The sequence below is a fragment of the Aeromonas sp. Y289-2 genome, from assembly GCF_027705925.1.
Classification (GTDB): domain Bacteria; phylum Pseudomonadota; class Gammaproteobacteria; order Enterobacterales; family Aeromonadaceae; genus Aeromonas; species Aeromonas veronii.
The window spans coordinates 288,222-304,805 of record NZ_JAPDCH010000001.1; the positions used below are offsets into that span (position 1 = coordinate 288,222).

At 61.2% G+C, this 16,584-nt stretch carries 11 protein-coding genes; 10 read left to right on the forward strand and 1 reads right to left on the reverse strand.

The window, feature by feature from the left end; all coding sequences use genetic code 11:
• Positions 1-6 precede the first annotated feature (6 nt).
• The 9 genes from nuoI to OKC43_RS01380 all read left to right on the forward strand — a co-directional run bounded on the left by nuoI (position 7) and on the right by OKC43_RS01380 (position 10,733).
• Positions 7-549, forward strand: a complete 543-nt coding sequence (gene nuoI, locus OKC43_RS01340) for an NADH-quinone oxidoreductase subunit NuoI (RefSeq protein WP_005337245.1) — start codon at positions 7-9, stop codon at positions 547-549.
• Positions 550-559: 10 nt separating this feature from the next.
• A complete protein-coding gene (gene nuoJ, locus OKC43_RS01345) occupies positions 560-1,111 on the forward strand; it encodes an NADH-quinone oxidoreductase subunit J (RefSeq protein WP_005337246.1) in 552 nt (183 codons plus the stop codon).
• Positions 1,108-1,416, forward strand: coding sequence for an NADH-quinone oxidoreductase subunit NuoK (gene nuoK / locus OKC43_RS01350; protein WP_005337247.1), 309 nt, complete (start codon positions 1,108-1,110; stop codon positions 1,414-1,416). The genes nuoJ and nuoK overlap by 4 nt, the downstream gene beginning before the upstream one ends.
• A complete protein-coding gene (gene nuoL, locus OKC43_RS01355) occupies positions 1,413-3,260 on the forward strand; it encodes an NADH-quinone oxidoreductase subunit L (protein ID WP_270803734.1) in 1,848 nt (615 codons plus the stop codon). Before nuoK ends, nuoL begins: the two co-directional genes overlap by 4 nt.
• Positions 3,261-3,359: 99 nt before the next feature.
• Positions 3,360-4,904 carry an NADH-quinone oxidoreductase subunit M gene (nuoM, locus tag OKC43_RS01360; protein WP_270803735.1) on the forward strand — a complete coding sequence of 515 codons (1,545 nt, stop codon included), beginning with the start codon at positions 3,360-3,362 and terminating at the stop codon, positions 4,902-4,904.
• Positions 4,901-6,364, forward strand: coding sequence for an NADH-quinone oxidoreductase subunit NuoN (gene nuoN, locus OKC43_RS01365; protein ID WP_040067262.1), 1,464 nt, complete (start codon positions 4,901-4,903; stop codon positions 6,362-6,364). The genes nuoM and nuoN overlap by 4 nt, the downstream gene beginning before the upstream one ends.
• Positions 6,365-6,596: 232 nt before the next feature.
• Positions 6,597-7,733: an FIST C-terminal domain-containing protein gene (locus tag OKC43_RS01370; protein WP_270803736.1), complete on the forward strand. Its 1,137-nt coding sequence runs from the start codon at positions 6,597-6,599 to the stop codon at positions 7,731-7,733.
• Positions 7,730-9,187 (forward strand): HD-GYP domain-containing protein, encoded by a 1,458-nt coding sequence (locus OKC43_RS01375; RefSeq protein WP_270803737.1) that lies wholly within the window; start codon positions 7,730-7,732, stop codon positions 9,185-9,187. The genes OKC43_RS01370 and OKC43_RS01375 overlap by 4 nt, the downstream gene beginning before the upstream one ends.
• A 1-nt stretch (position 9,188) precedes the next feature.
• Positions 9,189-10,733, forward strand: a complete 1,545-nt coding sequence (locus OKC43_RS01380) for an HD domain-containing phosphohydrolase (protein WP_270803738.1) — start codon at positions 9,189-9,191, stop codon at positions 10,731-10,733.
• Between the two features lie 64 nt (positions 10,734-10,797).
• Here the strand turns inward: OKC43_RS01380 and purL are convergent, their stop codons facing one another.
• Positions 10,798-14,721, reverse strand: coding sequence for a phosphoribosylformylglycinamidine synthase (purL, locus tag OKC43_RS01385; RefSeq protein ID WP_270803739.1), 3,924 nt, complete (start codon positions 14,719-14,721; stop codon positions 10,798-10,800).
• A gap of 149 nt (positions 14,722-14,870) precedes the next feature.
• Here purL and mltF point away from each other — a divergent pair, with 149 nt between their 5' ends.
• Complete coding sequence (mltF, locus tag OKC43_RS01390; protein WP_005344877.1) at positions 14,871-16,355, forward strand: membrane-bound lytic murein transglycosylase MltF; 1,485 nt, start codon at positions 14,871-14,873, stop codon at positions 16,353-16,355.
• Positions 16,356-16,584: the final 229 nt, after the last annotated feature.

Sequence of the window (16,584 nt, forward strand, 5' to 3'; positions counted from 1 at the left end):
CTCAATATGAAAATTGTTAGCATTATTCAGGGTGTCGGCACCCAGTTACGCAGTCTGGCCATGGTCTTCTCCCATGCCTGGCGGCCCCGTGAAACCCTCAACTATCCGGAGCAGGCAGTCTATGCGGCCCCCCGCTACCGCGGTCGCATCGTGCTGACCCGCGACCCCGACGGGGACGAGCGCTGCGTGGCCTGCAACCTCTGCGCGGTTGCCTGCCCGGTCGGCTGCATCTCGCTGCAAAAATCCGAGCGGGAAGATGGTCGCTGGTATCCGGAGTTCTTTCGCATCAACTTCTCTCGCTGCATCTTCTGCGGCCTGTGTGAAGAGGCTTGCCCCACCACCGCCATCCAGCTGACACCGGATTTCGAGATGGGTGAGTATCGCCGCCAGGATCTGGTGTACGAGAAGGAAGATCTGCTGATCAGCGGGCCCGGTAAATACCCGGACTACAACTTCTATCGCATGAGCGGGATGGCCATCGACGGCAAGCCGAAAGGGGATGCCGAAAACGAAGCCAAGCCCATCGATGTCAAGAGCCTGCTGCCCTGAGGAGTCAATCATGGAACTGGCATTTTATGCCTCGGCCCTGGTGGCCATTTACAGCACGCTGCGGGTGATCAGCACCAGCAATCCCATGCATGCGCTGCTCAATCTCATCATCTCCCTCATCGCCGTGGCCATGATCTTCTTCTGCCTGGGTGCCGCCTTTGCGGGCGCCCTGCAGGTGATCGTCTACGCCGGCGCCATCATGGTGCTGTTCGTGTTCGTGGTGATGATGCTGAACCTGGGGAGTGCCCAGGCACAGGAGAAAAAGTGGCTCACCCCCATGACCTGGGGGGGCCCAGCCCTGCTCTCGCTGATCCTGCTGGGCTTTCTGGCCCACGGCATTCTCGGGGTGACCGGGGGCCTGATCGGAGTGACCGAGGTGACCGCCAAGCAGGTGGGTGTCGAGCTCTTTGGCCCCTATGTGCTGGCGGTGGAGCTTGCCTCCATCCTGCTGCTGGCGGGTCTGGTAACCGCCTATCACCTGGGTCGGGAAGAGAAGAGCGGTGAAGTGCTCTCCGTCCCGCGCTCTGCTTCCCGCTCTGCACAAGAAGGAGGTCAGCAATGAATGGAATCCCTATGGAGCACGGCCTCCTGCTGGCCGCGGTGCTCTTCTGCATCGGCTTGTGCGGTCTGCTGATCCGCCGCAACCTGCTCTACATCCTGATGAGTATCGAGATCATGATGAATGCCTCGGCACTGGCGTTTGTGGTGGCGGGTAGCCGCTGGGCCCAGGCCGATGGCCAGATCATGTATATCCTGGTGATTTCTCTGGCGGCAGCGGAGGCCAGTATCGGCCTTGCCCTGTTACTGCTGCTCTATCGTCGTTACCACACCCTGAACGTGGACACTGTGAGCGAGATGCGCGGATGAGCCTCTTATATCTGACTTTTCTATTTCCGCTGCTGGGATGGCTGGTGTTGGCCTTCTCCCTCGGCCGGTTTGGTGAGCGTACCTCGGCGCTGATCGGGGTAGGCTCCATTGGCCTGTCGGCCCTCACTACCCTGTGGGTGGGCATCGACTTTCTGGGCAACCCGCCCGAGGGGGGCGTCTATGTCCAGCGCCTGTGGCAATGGATGGCGGTGGGCAACTTTACCCCGAGCTTCTCGCTGGCACTGGATGGCCTGTCGCTGACCATGCTGGGGGTGGTGACCGGGGTGGGTTTCTTCATCCACCTGTTCGCCTCCTGGTATATGCGCGGTGAAGAGGGCTACTCCCGCTTCTTTACCTACACCAACCTCTTTATCGCCAGCATGCTGTTTCTGGTGCTGGCCGATGACCTGCTGTTTGTCTACCTCGGCTGGGAAGGGGTAGGGCTGTGCAGCTATCTGCTGATCGGCTTCTACTACAAGGATCGCAACAACGGCGCAGCGGCCCTCAAGGCATTTGTCGTGACCCGGGTGGGTGATGTCTTCCTCGCCATCGGCCTGTTTATCCTCTATCGGGAACTGGGCACCCTCAATATCCATGAGCTGCTGGTTCGTGCCCCGACCCTGTTTGCCGAGGGCTCCCCTGCCCTGTCGCTGGCCTGCCTGATGCTCCTGGGCGGTGCGGTCGGCAAATCGGCCCAGCTGCCGCTGCAAACCTGGCTGGCAGATGCGATGGCTGGCCCGACCCCGGTCTCCGCGTTGATCCACGCTGCCACCATGGTGACTGCTGGTGTCTACCTGATTGCTCGTACCCACGGCCTGTTCCTGCTGGCGCCAGAGATCCTCCATCTGGTCGGGCTGGTTGGCGCCATCACGCTAGTGCTGGCAGGCTTTGCCGCGCTGGTTCAGACCGATATCAAGCGGATCCTCGCCTACTCCACCATGAGCCAGATTGGCTACATGTTTCTGGCACTGGGTGTCGGCGCATGGGAAGGGGCCATCTTCCACCTGATGACCCACGCCTTCTTCAAGGCGCTGCTGTTCCTCTCCGCCGGTGCCGTTATCGTTGCCTGCCACCATGAGCAGAACATCTTCAAGATGGGTGGCCTGCGCAAGAGTTTGCCGCTGGTCTACGCCTGCTTCCTGGTGGGGGGCTCGGCGCTGGCGGCGTTGCCGCTGGTCACTTCCGGTTTCTACAGTAAGGACGCCATCCTGTGGCAAGTAGAAGCATCGGGCCAAAGCGCGCTGCTGTGGGCAGGTCTGGTAGGGGCATTCCTCACTTCGCTCTACACCTTCCGGCTAATCTTTATCGCCTTCCATGGCAAAGAGCAGACCAAAGCCCATGCGGGTCACGGTCTGGCTCACCATCTGCCGCTGCTGGTGCTGCTGGTGCTTTCTACCGGCATAGGCGCGCTGATCACCCCGCCACTGGCAGGTGTACTACCCGCAGGCCCGGGGGACCATATCGAAGAGGGTCGCCATGCGCTGGAGGTAGCCTCTGGCATCATCGCCATCGCTGGCATTGTGCTGGCTGCGTTTCTGTTCCTTGGTGAGCGCCGTCTGGCCACCGCCATTGCCAACAGCGCGCCAGGCCGGCTGCTCAGCACCCTCTGGTTCAACGCCTGGGGCTTTGACTGGCTCTACGACCAGCTGTGGGTCAAACCCTATCTGCTGGCGACCCGTCTGCTGGCCCGAGACCCGCTGGACTGGATGATGGGCCTGCCCGCCTGGTTTGCCCTGCGGGGCAACCAGCTGCTGGCCTGGACAGTCACCGGCAAGTTGCGCTGGTATGCCGCCTCCATGGGGATCGGCGCCGTGCTGGTGCTGGCGCTGTTGCTGTTGGGGTAACGCGATGAACAACACGAAGACCGAAACAGCCGGGCTGTTTGCTCTCCCTGATGGAACAGGGAGCGCAATCTCATATGAACTTGAACGAGAGCTGATACCGTGACCTTACTCTGGATCTTGCTAATTCCTTTTATCGGCGGCTTGCTCTGCTGGCAGATGGAGCGTCTCGGCGGGCAGTTTGTCCGCTGGGTTGCCCTGCTCTCCATGAGCGCCAGCCTGCTGCTCTCCTGTGCCATCTGGCTAAGTGGTGATTTCTCCCTTGCCACCACGGGTCTCGACAGCGCGGGCGTCACCGGTGCTGCCTCCGCCTGGGCCGCCGAGTGGCACCTGCCGTGGATCCCCCGCTTTGGCATCTCTTTGCATCTGGCGGTGGATGGCCTGTCGCTCTTGATGGTGATCCTCACCTGCTTTATCGGGGTACTGGCCATCCTCTGTTCGTGGAAAGAGATCGTGCAACGCATCGGCTTCTTCCATCTGAACCTGCTCTGGATCCTGGGTGGCGTGCTCGGCGTCTTTATGGCGCTGGATCTGTTCCTCTTCTTCTTCTTCTGGGAGATGATGCTGGTTCCCATGTACTTCCTGATTGCACTCTGGGGCCATTCGGTCACTGACGGCAAATCACGGATCAACGCCGCGACCAAGTTCTTCATCTACACCCAGGTGAGCGGCCTTATCATGCTGGTGGCCATCATCGGGCTGGTGCTGACCCACCAGCATGCCACCGGAGTCTTCACCTTCAACTATCTGGAGCTGCTCAATACCCCGATGAGCAAGGGAGTTCAGTGGCTGCTGATGCTGGGCTTCTTTATCGCCTTCGCGGTCAAGATGCCGCTGGTACCGCTGCACGGCTGGCTGCCGGATGCCCACAGTCAGGCGCCGACCGCAGGCTCGGTGGATTTGGCAGGTATTTTGCTCAAAACCGCCGCCTACGGTCTGCTGCGCTTTGCCTTGCCGCTCTTCCCCGAAGCATCCGCCGAGTTTGCTCCCTACGCCATGGTGCTTGGCCTGATCGGTATCGTCTACGGTGCCATCGTGGCCTTTGCCCAGACCGACATCAAACGGCTGGTAGCCTACACCAGCATCTCCCACATGGGTTTTGTGATGATCGCCATCTACTCGGGTAGCGAGCTGGCCCTGCAGGGCGCCGTGGTGCAGATGATCGCCCACGGTCTCTCGGCTGCCGGCCTCTTTATCCTCTGCGGTCAGCTCTACGAGCGGTTGCACACCCGGGATCTGCGCCAGATGGGCGGCCTGTGGGGACGCCTGCGCTATCTGCCCGGCGTGATGCTCTTCTTCTCGGTCGCCTCTCTGGGCATGCCGGGCACCGGCAACTTTGTCGGCGAGTTCCTGATCCTGGTCGGCAGCTTCCAGGTTGCCCCTGTCATCACGGCGGTCGCCACCTTCGGTCTGGTACTGGCCTCGGTCTACTCTCTCATCATGTTGCAGCGTGCCTGCTTTGGCCCCGCCAAGGATGAGAGCATGCTCAAGGGGCTGGATCGCCGCGAGCTGACCATGATGATGGTGATCGCGGGCCTGCTGGTTCTGCTTGGCCTCTATCCCCAACCCGTGATTGACACCGCCAGCAGCAGCCTTATCAACGTGCTGCACTGGTATCTGCTGCCGACTGCTGGAGCCCTGCAATGACTTTCTCTGCTTCCCAACTGCTGGCACTGCTTCCCCTGCTGTTGACCACCGGGGCCATGGCAGCCCTGATGCTGGCCATCGCCTGGCGCCGCTGTGTCACCACCGCCTTTACCGTGACCATTGTTGGCCTCAACCTTGCTCTGTTCTCGCTGCCCATCGTGATGGCGCAAGGGGATCAGGGGGTCACCCCGCTGCTGCAAGTGGACAGTTACGCCGTCTTTTACATGGGACTGGTGCTCATCGGCGCCCTGGCCACCTGCACCTTCGGTCAATCGTGGCTGAAAGCCTACCCGGACAACCGGGAGGAGTTCTTCCTGCTGCTGCTGATCGCCACCGCTGGTGGTCTGGTGCTGGCCTGCTCCCGTCACCTCGCCTCCCTCTTTATCGGGATTGAGATGCTGACCCTGCCGATGTTCGGTCTGGTGGGTTACGCCTACCGCGAGCGCCACTCGCTGGAAGCCGCGGTGAAATACATGGTGCTCTCTGCCGCCGCCACCGCCTTCCTGCTGTTTGGCATGGCGCTGCTCTATGCACAGGCTGGCAGCCTGAGCTTTGCAGCCCTGGGGCAGACCCTGGCCGAGAGCCCGGCTCACCATCCGCTGCTGATGGGCGGTTTGGGGTTAATGCTGGTCGGCTTTGCCTTTAAACTCTCCTTGGCCCCCTTCCACCTCTGGACCCCGGATGTCTACGAAGGTGCCCCGGCACCGGTCGCCACCTTCCTCGCCACCGTAAGTAAGGTGGCGGTCTTTGCCGTGCTGCTGCGCTTCTATCTGGCGGTACCGGCGGCGAGCGATCCCATGATCCACTGGCTGCTGGCAGCCATGGCGGTCATCTCCATCCTGGTCGGCAACCTGCTGGCCCTGGTGCAGACCAACGTCAAACGGATGCTGGGTTACTCCTCCATCTCCCACTTCGGTTACCTGCTGGCGGTGATCGTGGCGAGCCGATTCGGCCAGATGCCGGTGGAAGCAGCCGGGGTCTACCTGCTGATGTATCTGTTCACCAGCCTGGGAGCCTTTGGCGTGGTGAGCATGATGTCGAGCCCCTATCGTGGCAAGGATGCAGACTCCCTGCACAGCTATCGCGGTCTGTTCTGGAAGCGTCCTTACCTCACAGCCGTGCTGACGGTGATGATGCTCTCTCTGGCGGGCATCCCGATGACCCTCGGCTTTATCGGCAAGTTCTACCTCATCGGCGTCACCGTCGAGGCGCAGCTCTGGTGGCTATCCGGTGCCATCGTGCTCGGCAGCGCACTGGGTCTCTACTACTACCTCAAGGTGATGGTGACCCTCTATCTGCGCGAACCGGGTATGCAGCAGCGCGATGCCAGCGCAGACTGGGCGCTCTCCTCCGGTGGAGTGGTAGTGCTGCTCTCTGCAGCGCTGGTGGTGTTGCTGGGGCTCTATCCCCAGCCGGTCATCAGCCTGGTACAAGGGTTCCAGCACGCGGTCTTGCAGTAACCTTTACCGTCGCTACCCCTCATTACCCGCAAAACCGGCAGCCTTGGCTGCCGGTTTTCTATTTGCGTAACAACAGCATCGCGCACTCCACAGGCCAGCAAATGACAGATCAGTCAGCGAGGGTGATACCCATCATGGTTTTTGCCATACAACCAGAACCGGGCGAGATCCTCATACCCTCTTGAATTCCTTATTGATATATTGGTTATATTCTGGAATGGAGTTCAGATTGATGAAGCAACACTACGTTTGCCAATTTAACCCGACAGAACTGGCCGCCACGCTGGCACCCTTGCAAGGAGGCAAGCTGACCATACTGCTGGCCGAACAGGATTGCGCACAGGTTCCCCTGTTGCAGCAGTTGTGCCGCGACTTCAACATCGCCCTGGATGGCGCCATTTTCCCCCAGCTGATCGGTGCGCAAGGATTGTTGCCGCAAGGGGCCTGGCTACTGCCCAGAGCCAACCCCTATCACGCCACACTGCTGCCCCTGACACCGCAGGCCAGCGCAGTATCCCTTGCCCACCGGATTGCGGAACAGGTGGAGAACATGCTGGCCACCTGGCCAACCCCTTCGCCGCCACCAACCCTGTTTCTGACCTTCGACAACCTCATTCCCAATATCGCCTCCATTCTGGATGCGCTTTATCTGCAACTGGCCAATCGCGTCAACTATGCCGGCGCCAACGCAGGCAGCGGCAGCTTCACCCCCCTTGCCTGCCTGTTCGACAATCAACGGCAACTTGCCTACGGGGTCAACTGCACACTGCTGCCCAGCAACAGCTTTCCCTTTCTGGAACATGGTTACCAACTCTCGGCCCAACCGATGCTGGCCACCAGCAGTGAAGCGAACAAGATTGCCTACATCGATTGGCAACCGGCCTTTCAAAAATATCAGGGGCTGATCCGCCAGCAATTCCAGCACACTATGGTGCGCAAGGAGCTCTACCGTTTCGTGGTGCACATGCCACTGGGCCTGCTGCGGGCCAACGGGGATGTGATTGTCAGGATCCCCGTCGAGGCAAACGATGACGGCGCCCTGCTCTGCGCCGGCGAGGTCGCGGAGCACAGCATCCTCACTCTGCTGAAGGCGCCAGAGAGTGCCACCGAACATGCCTGCTTACTGGCCAGGCGCCTCAACCAGCAACAAACCCTCACCCGGGCACAGTTGCTGGAGGTCTACTACTGCGCAGGACGCCAGCTGCACTTCGACCAGCAGACAGTGACCGAGCTGCACACCCTGCTGACTCACTCGGGGGCCGGCGATCTGGCAGGAGCCCTCTCCCTTGGCGAAATTGGCAGCGTGCGCCACGGGGATTACCCCCAATTTCATAACGGCGCCATTCTCTGTAACGGGGCATTGATATGAACAACGACCACGCCATGGCCATCGTCTGCGATCTGGCGCTCTGCATCGGGCGTGAAGTGACGCTGGATGCGCTGCTCACCAAGGTACTGCAACGTTTTATGCATCACTGCGCCACGCCGGTTGGTGCGGTATTGCAGCAACAACGGGAGGAATACAAGCTGCTCAAGGTGATCGGCGACGAGCAGCTTCGCCAGCACACCGGCACCACCCTGGCCCTGCCTGGGTGGGTCAGCGAGGAGGAGCACTGCCTGCTGCAACAGACGCTCCCCCTGCCGGGCAGCCGCCCCTACCAGTTTGCCTATCGGCTCAAGGTTGAAGGGGGTTATCTCATCTTGCTGCTCGCCCCCCAGCCACATCAGCAGATCGTACCGGTCTGCCATCTGTTCAGCCCGGTGCTTGGCAACCTGGCCCGCGCCATTTCCCTCTGCAAGGACAGCGAGCTGCTCGCCCTGCGTCAGCAGGCCGAACTGAAGGATCTGAAACACTTCAACGAATCCCTGCTCAAGGCCATCCCGATCCCTGTGTTCTACAAAGATATCGAGGGGCGATTTCTGGGCTGCAACCAGGCCTTCAATCAGGTGATCGGCATCGGCAAGGAGGCGCTGCTGGGTCGACGGGTCGAGGAGCTGCTGCCAGTCGGGCTTGCCGAGGCCTACAGCATGCGGGAAGCCGAGTTGCTGCGAAGTCGCCAGCCCCAGTGCATCGAACAGCAGTTGCATGACCGCAATGGCATGCGCTATCAGGTCATCTGTTTCAAGGATCTCTTCTATGACCATCAGGGGATGGTTGCCGGCATCATCGGCACCCTGGTCGACATCACCCGCCTCAAGGAGAGCGAGCGCCACCAGCGTGAGCTGCTGTTCCAGACCATCAGTGCCCTCGCCAGCGCCATCAGCCACAAGGATCGCAACAGTGCGGGCCATGAGCTGAGGGTACGCGATTTGGCACTGGCCATCGGGCAGGCCATGCAGCTGCGGCAAGAGCGGCTGGATGCGCTGGGACTGGCGGCCATGGTGCACAATATTGGCCTGCTGCAGATCCCTACCGAGATCATCACTCGCCCCCGTGAATTGCGGCCGGTGGAGTTCGAACTGATCAAGCAGCACCCCCAGGCCGGCCACGATATTCTCAAACAGATCGACTTCCCCTGGCCCATCGCCACCATAGTGCTGCAGCACCACGAAAACCTCGATGGCAGCGGCTATCCGCAGGGGCTGGCGGGCAACGCCATTTCCCTGGAGGCGCGCATTATCCGGGTGGCCGACTCGCTGATCGCCATGACCTCCCATCGCCCGTTCCGCCGGGCCATGCCCCTGAGTGACGCCTTTGCCGAACTGACCCGCTATGCCGGGATCCATTACGATGAAAAAGTGGTCAACAGCTGTATCGTGCTCTGGCAGACCGGCTACCACTTCGGCCCTCCCATCAGTCAACTTGCAGACAAGGCGGGATAAGATGTCCGAACTCCTCACCTCCTGTGCACTCCCCCACCCACTGACCGATGCTCTCCCCTCCTCGGCGCTGTTGCTGACCCAGGTGATGGATCAGCTTCCCTATCGGGTGCTGCTCAAAGACACCCGATTCAGCTACATTGCGGGCAACCGCCTGCTGGCGGCGGATCTCGCCCTCTCCCCAGAGGCACTGGTGGGCAAGAATGACTGCGACTTTTTTCCCCCCGAACTGGTACAGCGCTATCGGGAGGATGACGCCCGAGTCATGCGCGAGGGGATACACCAGCACATCGAAGAGCCCTATCTGAAGGGGGGAGAAGCCCGCTGGCTCAGCACCACCAAATTTCCCCTGCGTGATGAGGCGGGGGTCATCGTGGGGGTCGGCGTCTTCTTCGAAGACATTACCGAGCAGAAGTGGCAGCAGGAGAAACTGCAACAGTACACCTGGACCCAGCAGGCGATCAGCCGCGCCCACCACGCCCTGCTCAAACCGGGCGATGAGCCACAACTGCTGCAGGATATCTGCGATGCCATCGCCGTCGATGACCGTTTTCCGCTGGTCGCAGTGCTGCAAGGCCAGCCCGAACTCGCCCAACCGCCGAGGATCGTGGCGCAGGCAGGCAGTGCCGATGCCTCGGAACAAACGCTGTGGTTGAACGATGAGGCCCTCACCCAAGCCATCCTCCACCAGCGGCGTCTCAATCAGGTGATCTTCCACGAGCGGCCCCATACCGGCCACCACCCGTTGCGCTCCCGCCTGCTGATCCCCTTGCCACTGCAGGAGGATCTGGCTGGTGCGCTGATCATTCACAGCGACCAGCCACGGTTGTTCAGCCAGGAGGAGGAGCAGCTCTTCATCCAGCTGACCGACTACCTCACCTATGGCCTGCAGGCGCGCCATACCCAGCAGGCTTATCTGCGCTCGCAACAGGAGAAGATCTTTCATGCCCGCCAGCTGGAGCTGGCACTGGAAGATGCGCTGGGTGCCATCGCTGCCGTGCTGGAGCAGCGCGATCCCTATACCGCTGGCCATCAGAAACATGTGGCCAAGCTGGCCCAAGCCATCGGCCGGGAGCTCAGGCTGGAAGAGAAGCGGCTGCGGGGGATCTATCTGGGCGCCATGGTGCACGATATCGGCAAGATCCAGGTACCGGCCGAAATTCTCACCAAACCGGAGCGCCTCACGCCGCTGGAGTTCGAGCTGGTCAAGGAACACCCCGCCATCGGCTATCTGGTGCTCAAGGATATCGACTTCCCCTGGCCCATCGCCCGGATGATCCACCAGCACCACGAGTATCTCGATGGCTCCGGCTATCCGCTGGGACTCAAGAGGGATGAGATCCTGCTGGAGGCCCGCATCCTCACCGTCGCCGATATCGTCGAATCCATGTCCTCGGATCGCCCCTATCGCGCCGCCCTCGGCATTCCCCAGGCCAGGGAGCAGATCATCCAGATGCGCGGCCATCAGCTCGATGCGGATGTGGTGGATGCCTGTCTGCGGATCCTCGACCGGGGAGACTTTATCCCCCAACCGCTCGGCAAGCCGTAACGACACGGATTAAAAAACCGGCCAATTGGCCGGTTTCTGTTTTTATGCGCTGGTGCTGTCTCTATTAACCCAGACGAACCCGGGCGTTGCGGAACATCCGCATCCAAGCGCCGTCCTCGCCCCAGTTGTCGGGGTGCCAGGAGTTGGCCACGGTGCGGAACACCCGCTCCGGGTGCGGCATCATGATGGTGGCGCGACCGTCGGTGGTGGTCACGGCGGTGATACCATCCGGCGAGCCATTCGGGTTGGCCGGGTACTGCTCGGTCACGCTGCCGCGGTTGTCGACAAAACGCAGCCCTACCAGACCGCTCTGCTGCAGTGCGCTCAGGTGAGCGGCATCGCGCACCTCGACACGCCCTTCCCCGTGGGAAACGGCAATGGGCATCACCGAGCCTGCCATGCCGGCGAAGAAGGCCGATGGGGACTCCTGCACCTCAACCAGACTGAAGCGGGCCTCGAAGCGCTCGGAGCGGTTGCGCACAAAGCGCGGCCAGAGATCGGCACCCGGGATGAGTTCTCGCAGGTTGGACATCATCTGGCAACCGTTGCAGACACCCAGAGAGAGGGTATCGCCGCGCTCGAAGAAGCGCTGGAACTGCTCGCGGGCGTTGTCATTGAACAGGATGGACTTGGCCCAGCCTTCCCCCGCCCCCAGCACGTCACCGTAGGAGAAACCGCCACAGGCCACCAGGGTCTGGAACTCCTCCAGCTTGATGCGACCGGAGAGAATGTCGCTCATGTGCACGTCCACTGCCGTGAAACCGGCACGATCGAACGCCGCCGCCATCTCCACATGGGAGTTGACCCCCTGCTCGCGCAGCACCGCCAGACGGGGGGAGACCCCGCGGGCAATGTAAGGGGCTGCCACATCCTCGGACGGGTTGTAAGTCAGCTTGGCATGCAGACCCGGATCGGTGGCGTCCTGACGGGCCGCGTGCTCACTGTCGGCGCACTCGGGATTGTCGCGCAGGCGCTGCATCTGCCAGCTGGTCTCACCCCAGATGGTGCGAAGTGCGGTACGGCTGGCACGATAGACCTCCTGACCGCCCCGCTGCAGGGTGATGAGGTCCCCTTCGCGCACGGTACCGAGCACATGGGAGCAGGCCGCCAGACCGTGACCGGCCAGCAGGGTCATCACCGTCTCTTTGTCTTCACGACGCACCTGAATGACGGCGCCCAGCTCTTCGTTGAACAGCGCCGGCAGCAGCTCGCCGCCGATGCGATCAAGCTGGATGTCGAGGCCGCAGTGGCCGGCAAACGCCATTTCGGTCAGGGTGACGAACAGGCCGCCGTCGGAGCGGTCGTGGTAGGCGATCAGTTTGCGATCGGCCACCAGCGCCTGAATGGCGTTGAAGAAGCCCTTGAGCTGGACCGGATTGTCGAGATCCGGCGCCTTGTCACCCAGCTGGCGATAGACCTGCGCCAGCGCCGAGGCGCCGAGGCGCTGCTTGCCATTGCCAAGGTCGATGAGGATAAGGTCGGTTTCACCGAGATCGGTACGCAGCTGCGGAGTAACCGTGTTGCGCACATCCTCGACCCGGGCAAAGGCGGAGATGAGCAGGGAGAGCGGCGAGGTGACGCTGTGCTCCTTGCCATCCTGCTGCCAGCGGGTCTTCATGGACATGGAGTCCTTGCCCACCGGAATGGTGATGCCCAAGGCCGGGCAGAGCTCCTCACCTACCGCTTTGACCGCCTCATAGAGACCGGCATCTTCACCCGGATGACCGGCAGCGGCCATCCAGTTGGCGGAGAGCTTGACCCGCTTCAGCGACCCGATATGAGCCGGCGCCAGGTTGGTGAGCGCTTCCGCCACCGCCATACGAGCGGAGGCGGCGTGGGAGAGCAGCGCCACCGGGGTACGCTCGCCCATGGACATGGCTTCGCCGTGATAGCTGTCATAGGTGGCAGCGGTGACGGCGCAATCGGCCACCGGGATCTGCCAGGGGCCAACCATCTGGTCGCGATTGACCAAGCCAGTCACGCTGCGATCGCCGATGGTGATAAGGAAGGACTTCTCCGCCACGGTCGGCAGGCGCAGTACCCGCTCGGCCGCGTCACTCAAAGTGATGCCATCAAGCTGGAGCGCTTTGCCTTGGGCAGGCAGGGTCACCACGTCGCGGTGCATCTTGGGCGCCTTGCCCAGCAGCACGTCCAGCGGCAGATCGATGGGCTGATTGTCAAAGTGGCTGTCAGAGAGGGTCAGATGCTTCTCTTCGGTCGCGGTACCGATGACGGCATAGGGTGCGCGCTCGCGCTCGCACAGCGCCTTGAACAGCGGCAGCTTGTCCTGCGCTACCGCCAGCACGTAACGCTCCTGGGATTCGTTGCACCAGATCTCCAGCGGGCTCATGCCCGGCTCGTCGCTCTGGATGGCGCGCAGATCGAAACGACCGCCACGCTCACCGTCGTTGACCAGCTCCGGCATGGCGTTGGAGAGACCACCCGCCCCCACGTCGTGGATAAAGACGATAGGGTTGTCGTCACCCAGCTGCCAGCAGCGATCGATCACCTCCTGGCAACGGCGCTCCATCTCGGGGTTATCACGCTGCACCGAGGCAAAGTCGAGATCTTCGGCTGACTGGCCGGAGGCCATGGAGGATGCGGCACCACCGCCCAGACCGATGTTCATCGCCGGGCCGCCCAGCACGATCAGCGCCGCGCCAACCGGGATATCCCCTTTCTGGACATGCTCGGTGCGGATGTTGCCGATGCCGCCCGCCAGCATGATGGGCTTGTGGTAGCCACGCACCTCGACGCCGTTGTGGCTCGGCACCTCCTCTTCGAAGGTACGGAAGTAGCCGAGAATGGCCGGACGGCCGAACTCGTTGTTAAACGCGGCGCCGCCGAGCGGCCCCTCCTGCATGATGTCGAAGGCACTGACGATACGGCTCGGCTTGCCGAAATCCTGCTCCCAGGGCTGCTCGAAGCCGGGAATGCGCAGGTTGGAGACGGAGAAACCGACCAGACCCGCCTTGGGCTTGGCACCGCGACCGGTGGCTCCCTCGTCGCGGATTTCGCCGCCGGAGCCGGTGGCTGCGCCCGGGAACGGGGAGATCGCGGTCGGGTGGTTGTGGGTCTCCACCTTCATCAGGATGTCGACCTGTTCCTGGTGATACTGGTATTCGCCGTTGGCCGGGCTCGGGAAGAAGCGGCCCCCCTGGCTCCCTTCCATCACGGCGGCGTTGTCTTTATAGGCAGAGAGGACATGATCCGGCGTCTGCTCAAAGGTGTTCTTGATCATCTTGAACAGCGACTTGGGCTGCTGTTCGCCATCAATGGTCCAGTCGGCATTGAAGATCTTGTGACGGCAGTGTTCGGAGTTCGCCTGGGCGAACATGTAGAGCTCGATGTCGTTGGGGTTGCGACCCAACTTGGTGAAATTCTCCACCAGATAGTCGATTTCGTCGTCGGCCAGCGCCAGACCGAGCGCCACGTTGGCTTCGGCCAGGGCTGCGCGACCACCGCCCAGCACATCCACCTGGGTGAAGGGGCGCGGTTCGTGGTGGGCAAACAGGGCGCTCGCCGCTTCCATGTCGGCAAACACCGTCTCCATCATGCGATCGTGCAGCACGGCCGCCACATCGGCGCGCTGGGCGGCACTCAGCTCACCCGGCCCCTTGATGGTCAAGTAATAGGCAATACCACGCTCCAGCCGCTTGACCTGTTTCAGGCCGCAGTTGTGGGCGATGTCGGTTGCTTTGGAAGACCAGGGGGAGATAGTGCCGGGGCGGGGGGTAACAAGAAACAGCTGACCGCTGGGGGTGTGTTCGGGGATGGTCGGGCCGTAGCGCAAGAGCTGGCCCAAGGTCGCTCGCTCGGGGGGAGAGAGGGGGCTTGTCAGCTCGGCAAAGTGCACATACTCGGCATAGACATCCTCTATCTCTACTCCGCTCTCTACTCCACTCTCGTTTCTCATCTGTGCGAAGCGTTGCAGCAGTTTTTGGACACGAAAATCAGACAGTGCTGGGGCACCACGCAAGATATCCATATGACCTTTCTCACCAAGTTTTAAAGTGGGGGGGAATTGAGACGCGCGTATTATAGGGATCTGGCTCACAGCGGACAAACGTTTTTCTCACTTCGTGCAGTGTGACTCTGCGCACACTCTCTGGTATAAAGGTGCCTCTTTTTTGACAAATGCCGATTTTTTCAACAAAGGTACTCACCTACTTGCGCTGCATTTTTCGACTGTTTATCGGGCTGTTGTTGACGCTGACACTGGTTGGCTGCGACTTCTATAGCCCCTCCAGCCAGCTGGAGCAGATCCGCCAGCGAGGCGAGATCCGGGTTGGCACCATCTATGGTCCCACCTCCTATTACCAGCGTGACGACCTCGCCCAGGGGTTCGATTACGAGCTGGCGCAAAATTATGCCGACTGGTTGGGGGTGAAACTCACCATCATCCCGGTCGACACCACTGACCAACTGGTCACCCTGCTGAAAAAGGGCAAACTCGATCTGGCGGCTGCCGCCATCATGGTCACCCCCGAACGGCGCGAGCTGTTTCGCTTCGGCCCGGGCTTCTATCAGGTCTCTCCCAAACTGGTCTACCGCAACGGCAAACCCAAGCCGGCCTCATTGAACGATATCAAGGGCAAGCTGGTGGTGGCCGCCGGCTCCACCGGTGAAGATCTGCTCAAAGAGATGAGCAAAGAGAATCCGAAACTAGCCTGGAGCACCAGCGACAACGCCGATGTGGAGGAGCTGCTCAAGCAGGTGGTGGATGGCAAGATTGACTACACGGTGGTGCAGGATACCGTGCTGGCCCGTACCCAGCGCTACTACCCGGAGCTCACCGAGGGGCTGACCCTGGCCCAGAAGCAGACCGTTGCCTGGGCCATGAGCAAGCTGCCCGATGACAGCCTCTATGCCAGCGTGATCGACTTCTTCGGTCAGCGCTTTATGGATGGTGCCATCGCCAAGCTGGACGAGAAGTACTTCGGCCACGTGCAGAACTTCGACTTTGTCGATACCCGTACCTTTCTCAAACGCGCCAAGAGCCTGCTGCCCAAGTACCAGCCGCTGTTCCAGACTCACGCCAAGAATATCGACTGGCGTCTGCTCGCCGCCATCAGCTATCAGGAGTCCCACTGGGACCCGCAGGCCCGCTCCTACACCGGCGTGCGCGGCATGATGATGCTGACCGAGCCCACAGCCAAGGCGATGGGAGTCAACGACCGGCTTCATCCGGAAGAGAGCATCAAAGGTGGCTCCCTCTATCTGCAACAGATGATGGAGAAGGTGCCGGATTCGGTGCCCGATGACGAGAAGGTGTGGTTTGCCCTCACCGCCTACAACATCGGTTACGGCCACATGATGGACGCCCGCCGCCTGACCAAAGAGCTCGGCAAGAATCCTGACGCCTGGAGCGACGTGAAAGAGGTGCTGCCGCTGCTGCAGCAAGCGCGCTGGCACCGCAAGGTACGTTACGGCTATGCCCGTGGCAGCGAGGCGCGCAACTATGTCAACAACGTGCGCCAGTATTACCAGAGTCTGCTCTGGCTCGACAACGAGCAGCAGAAGGCACATCAGCGGGAGAGTCTCGACAACGACAGCGAGCCCGAGCTGGCCGAGCGCCCCACCGCCATCGCCGAAGTGGTCAATCAAATCACCATGCGCTAACCAGCCATTATTCGGCTGTTTTCACGCAAACTTCTCTGTTACCATCGATTCACATCGGAGCCTATCCGAAATCGCATTGTTTTCATTATGTTGAGAGATTAAATAACAGCAATTTCGGATGGGCTCCATCAATGACCCAAGGCCGGGATGGCCACCTGAGTTGGGAGGAGACCAAGATGCAAAAACGTAGAAAAATCAGTCTGGTCAGAAAAGCGAAGTGCAGCTGGAG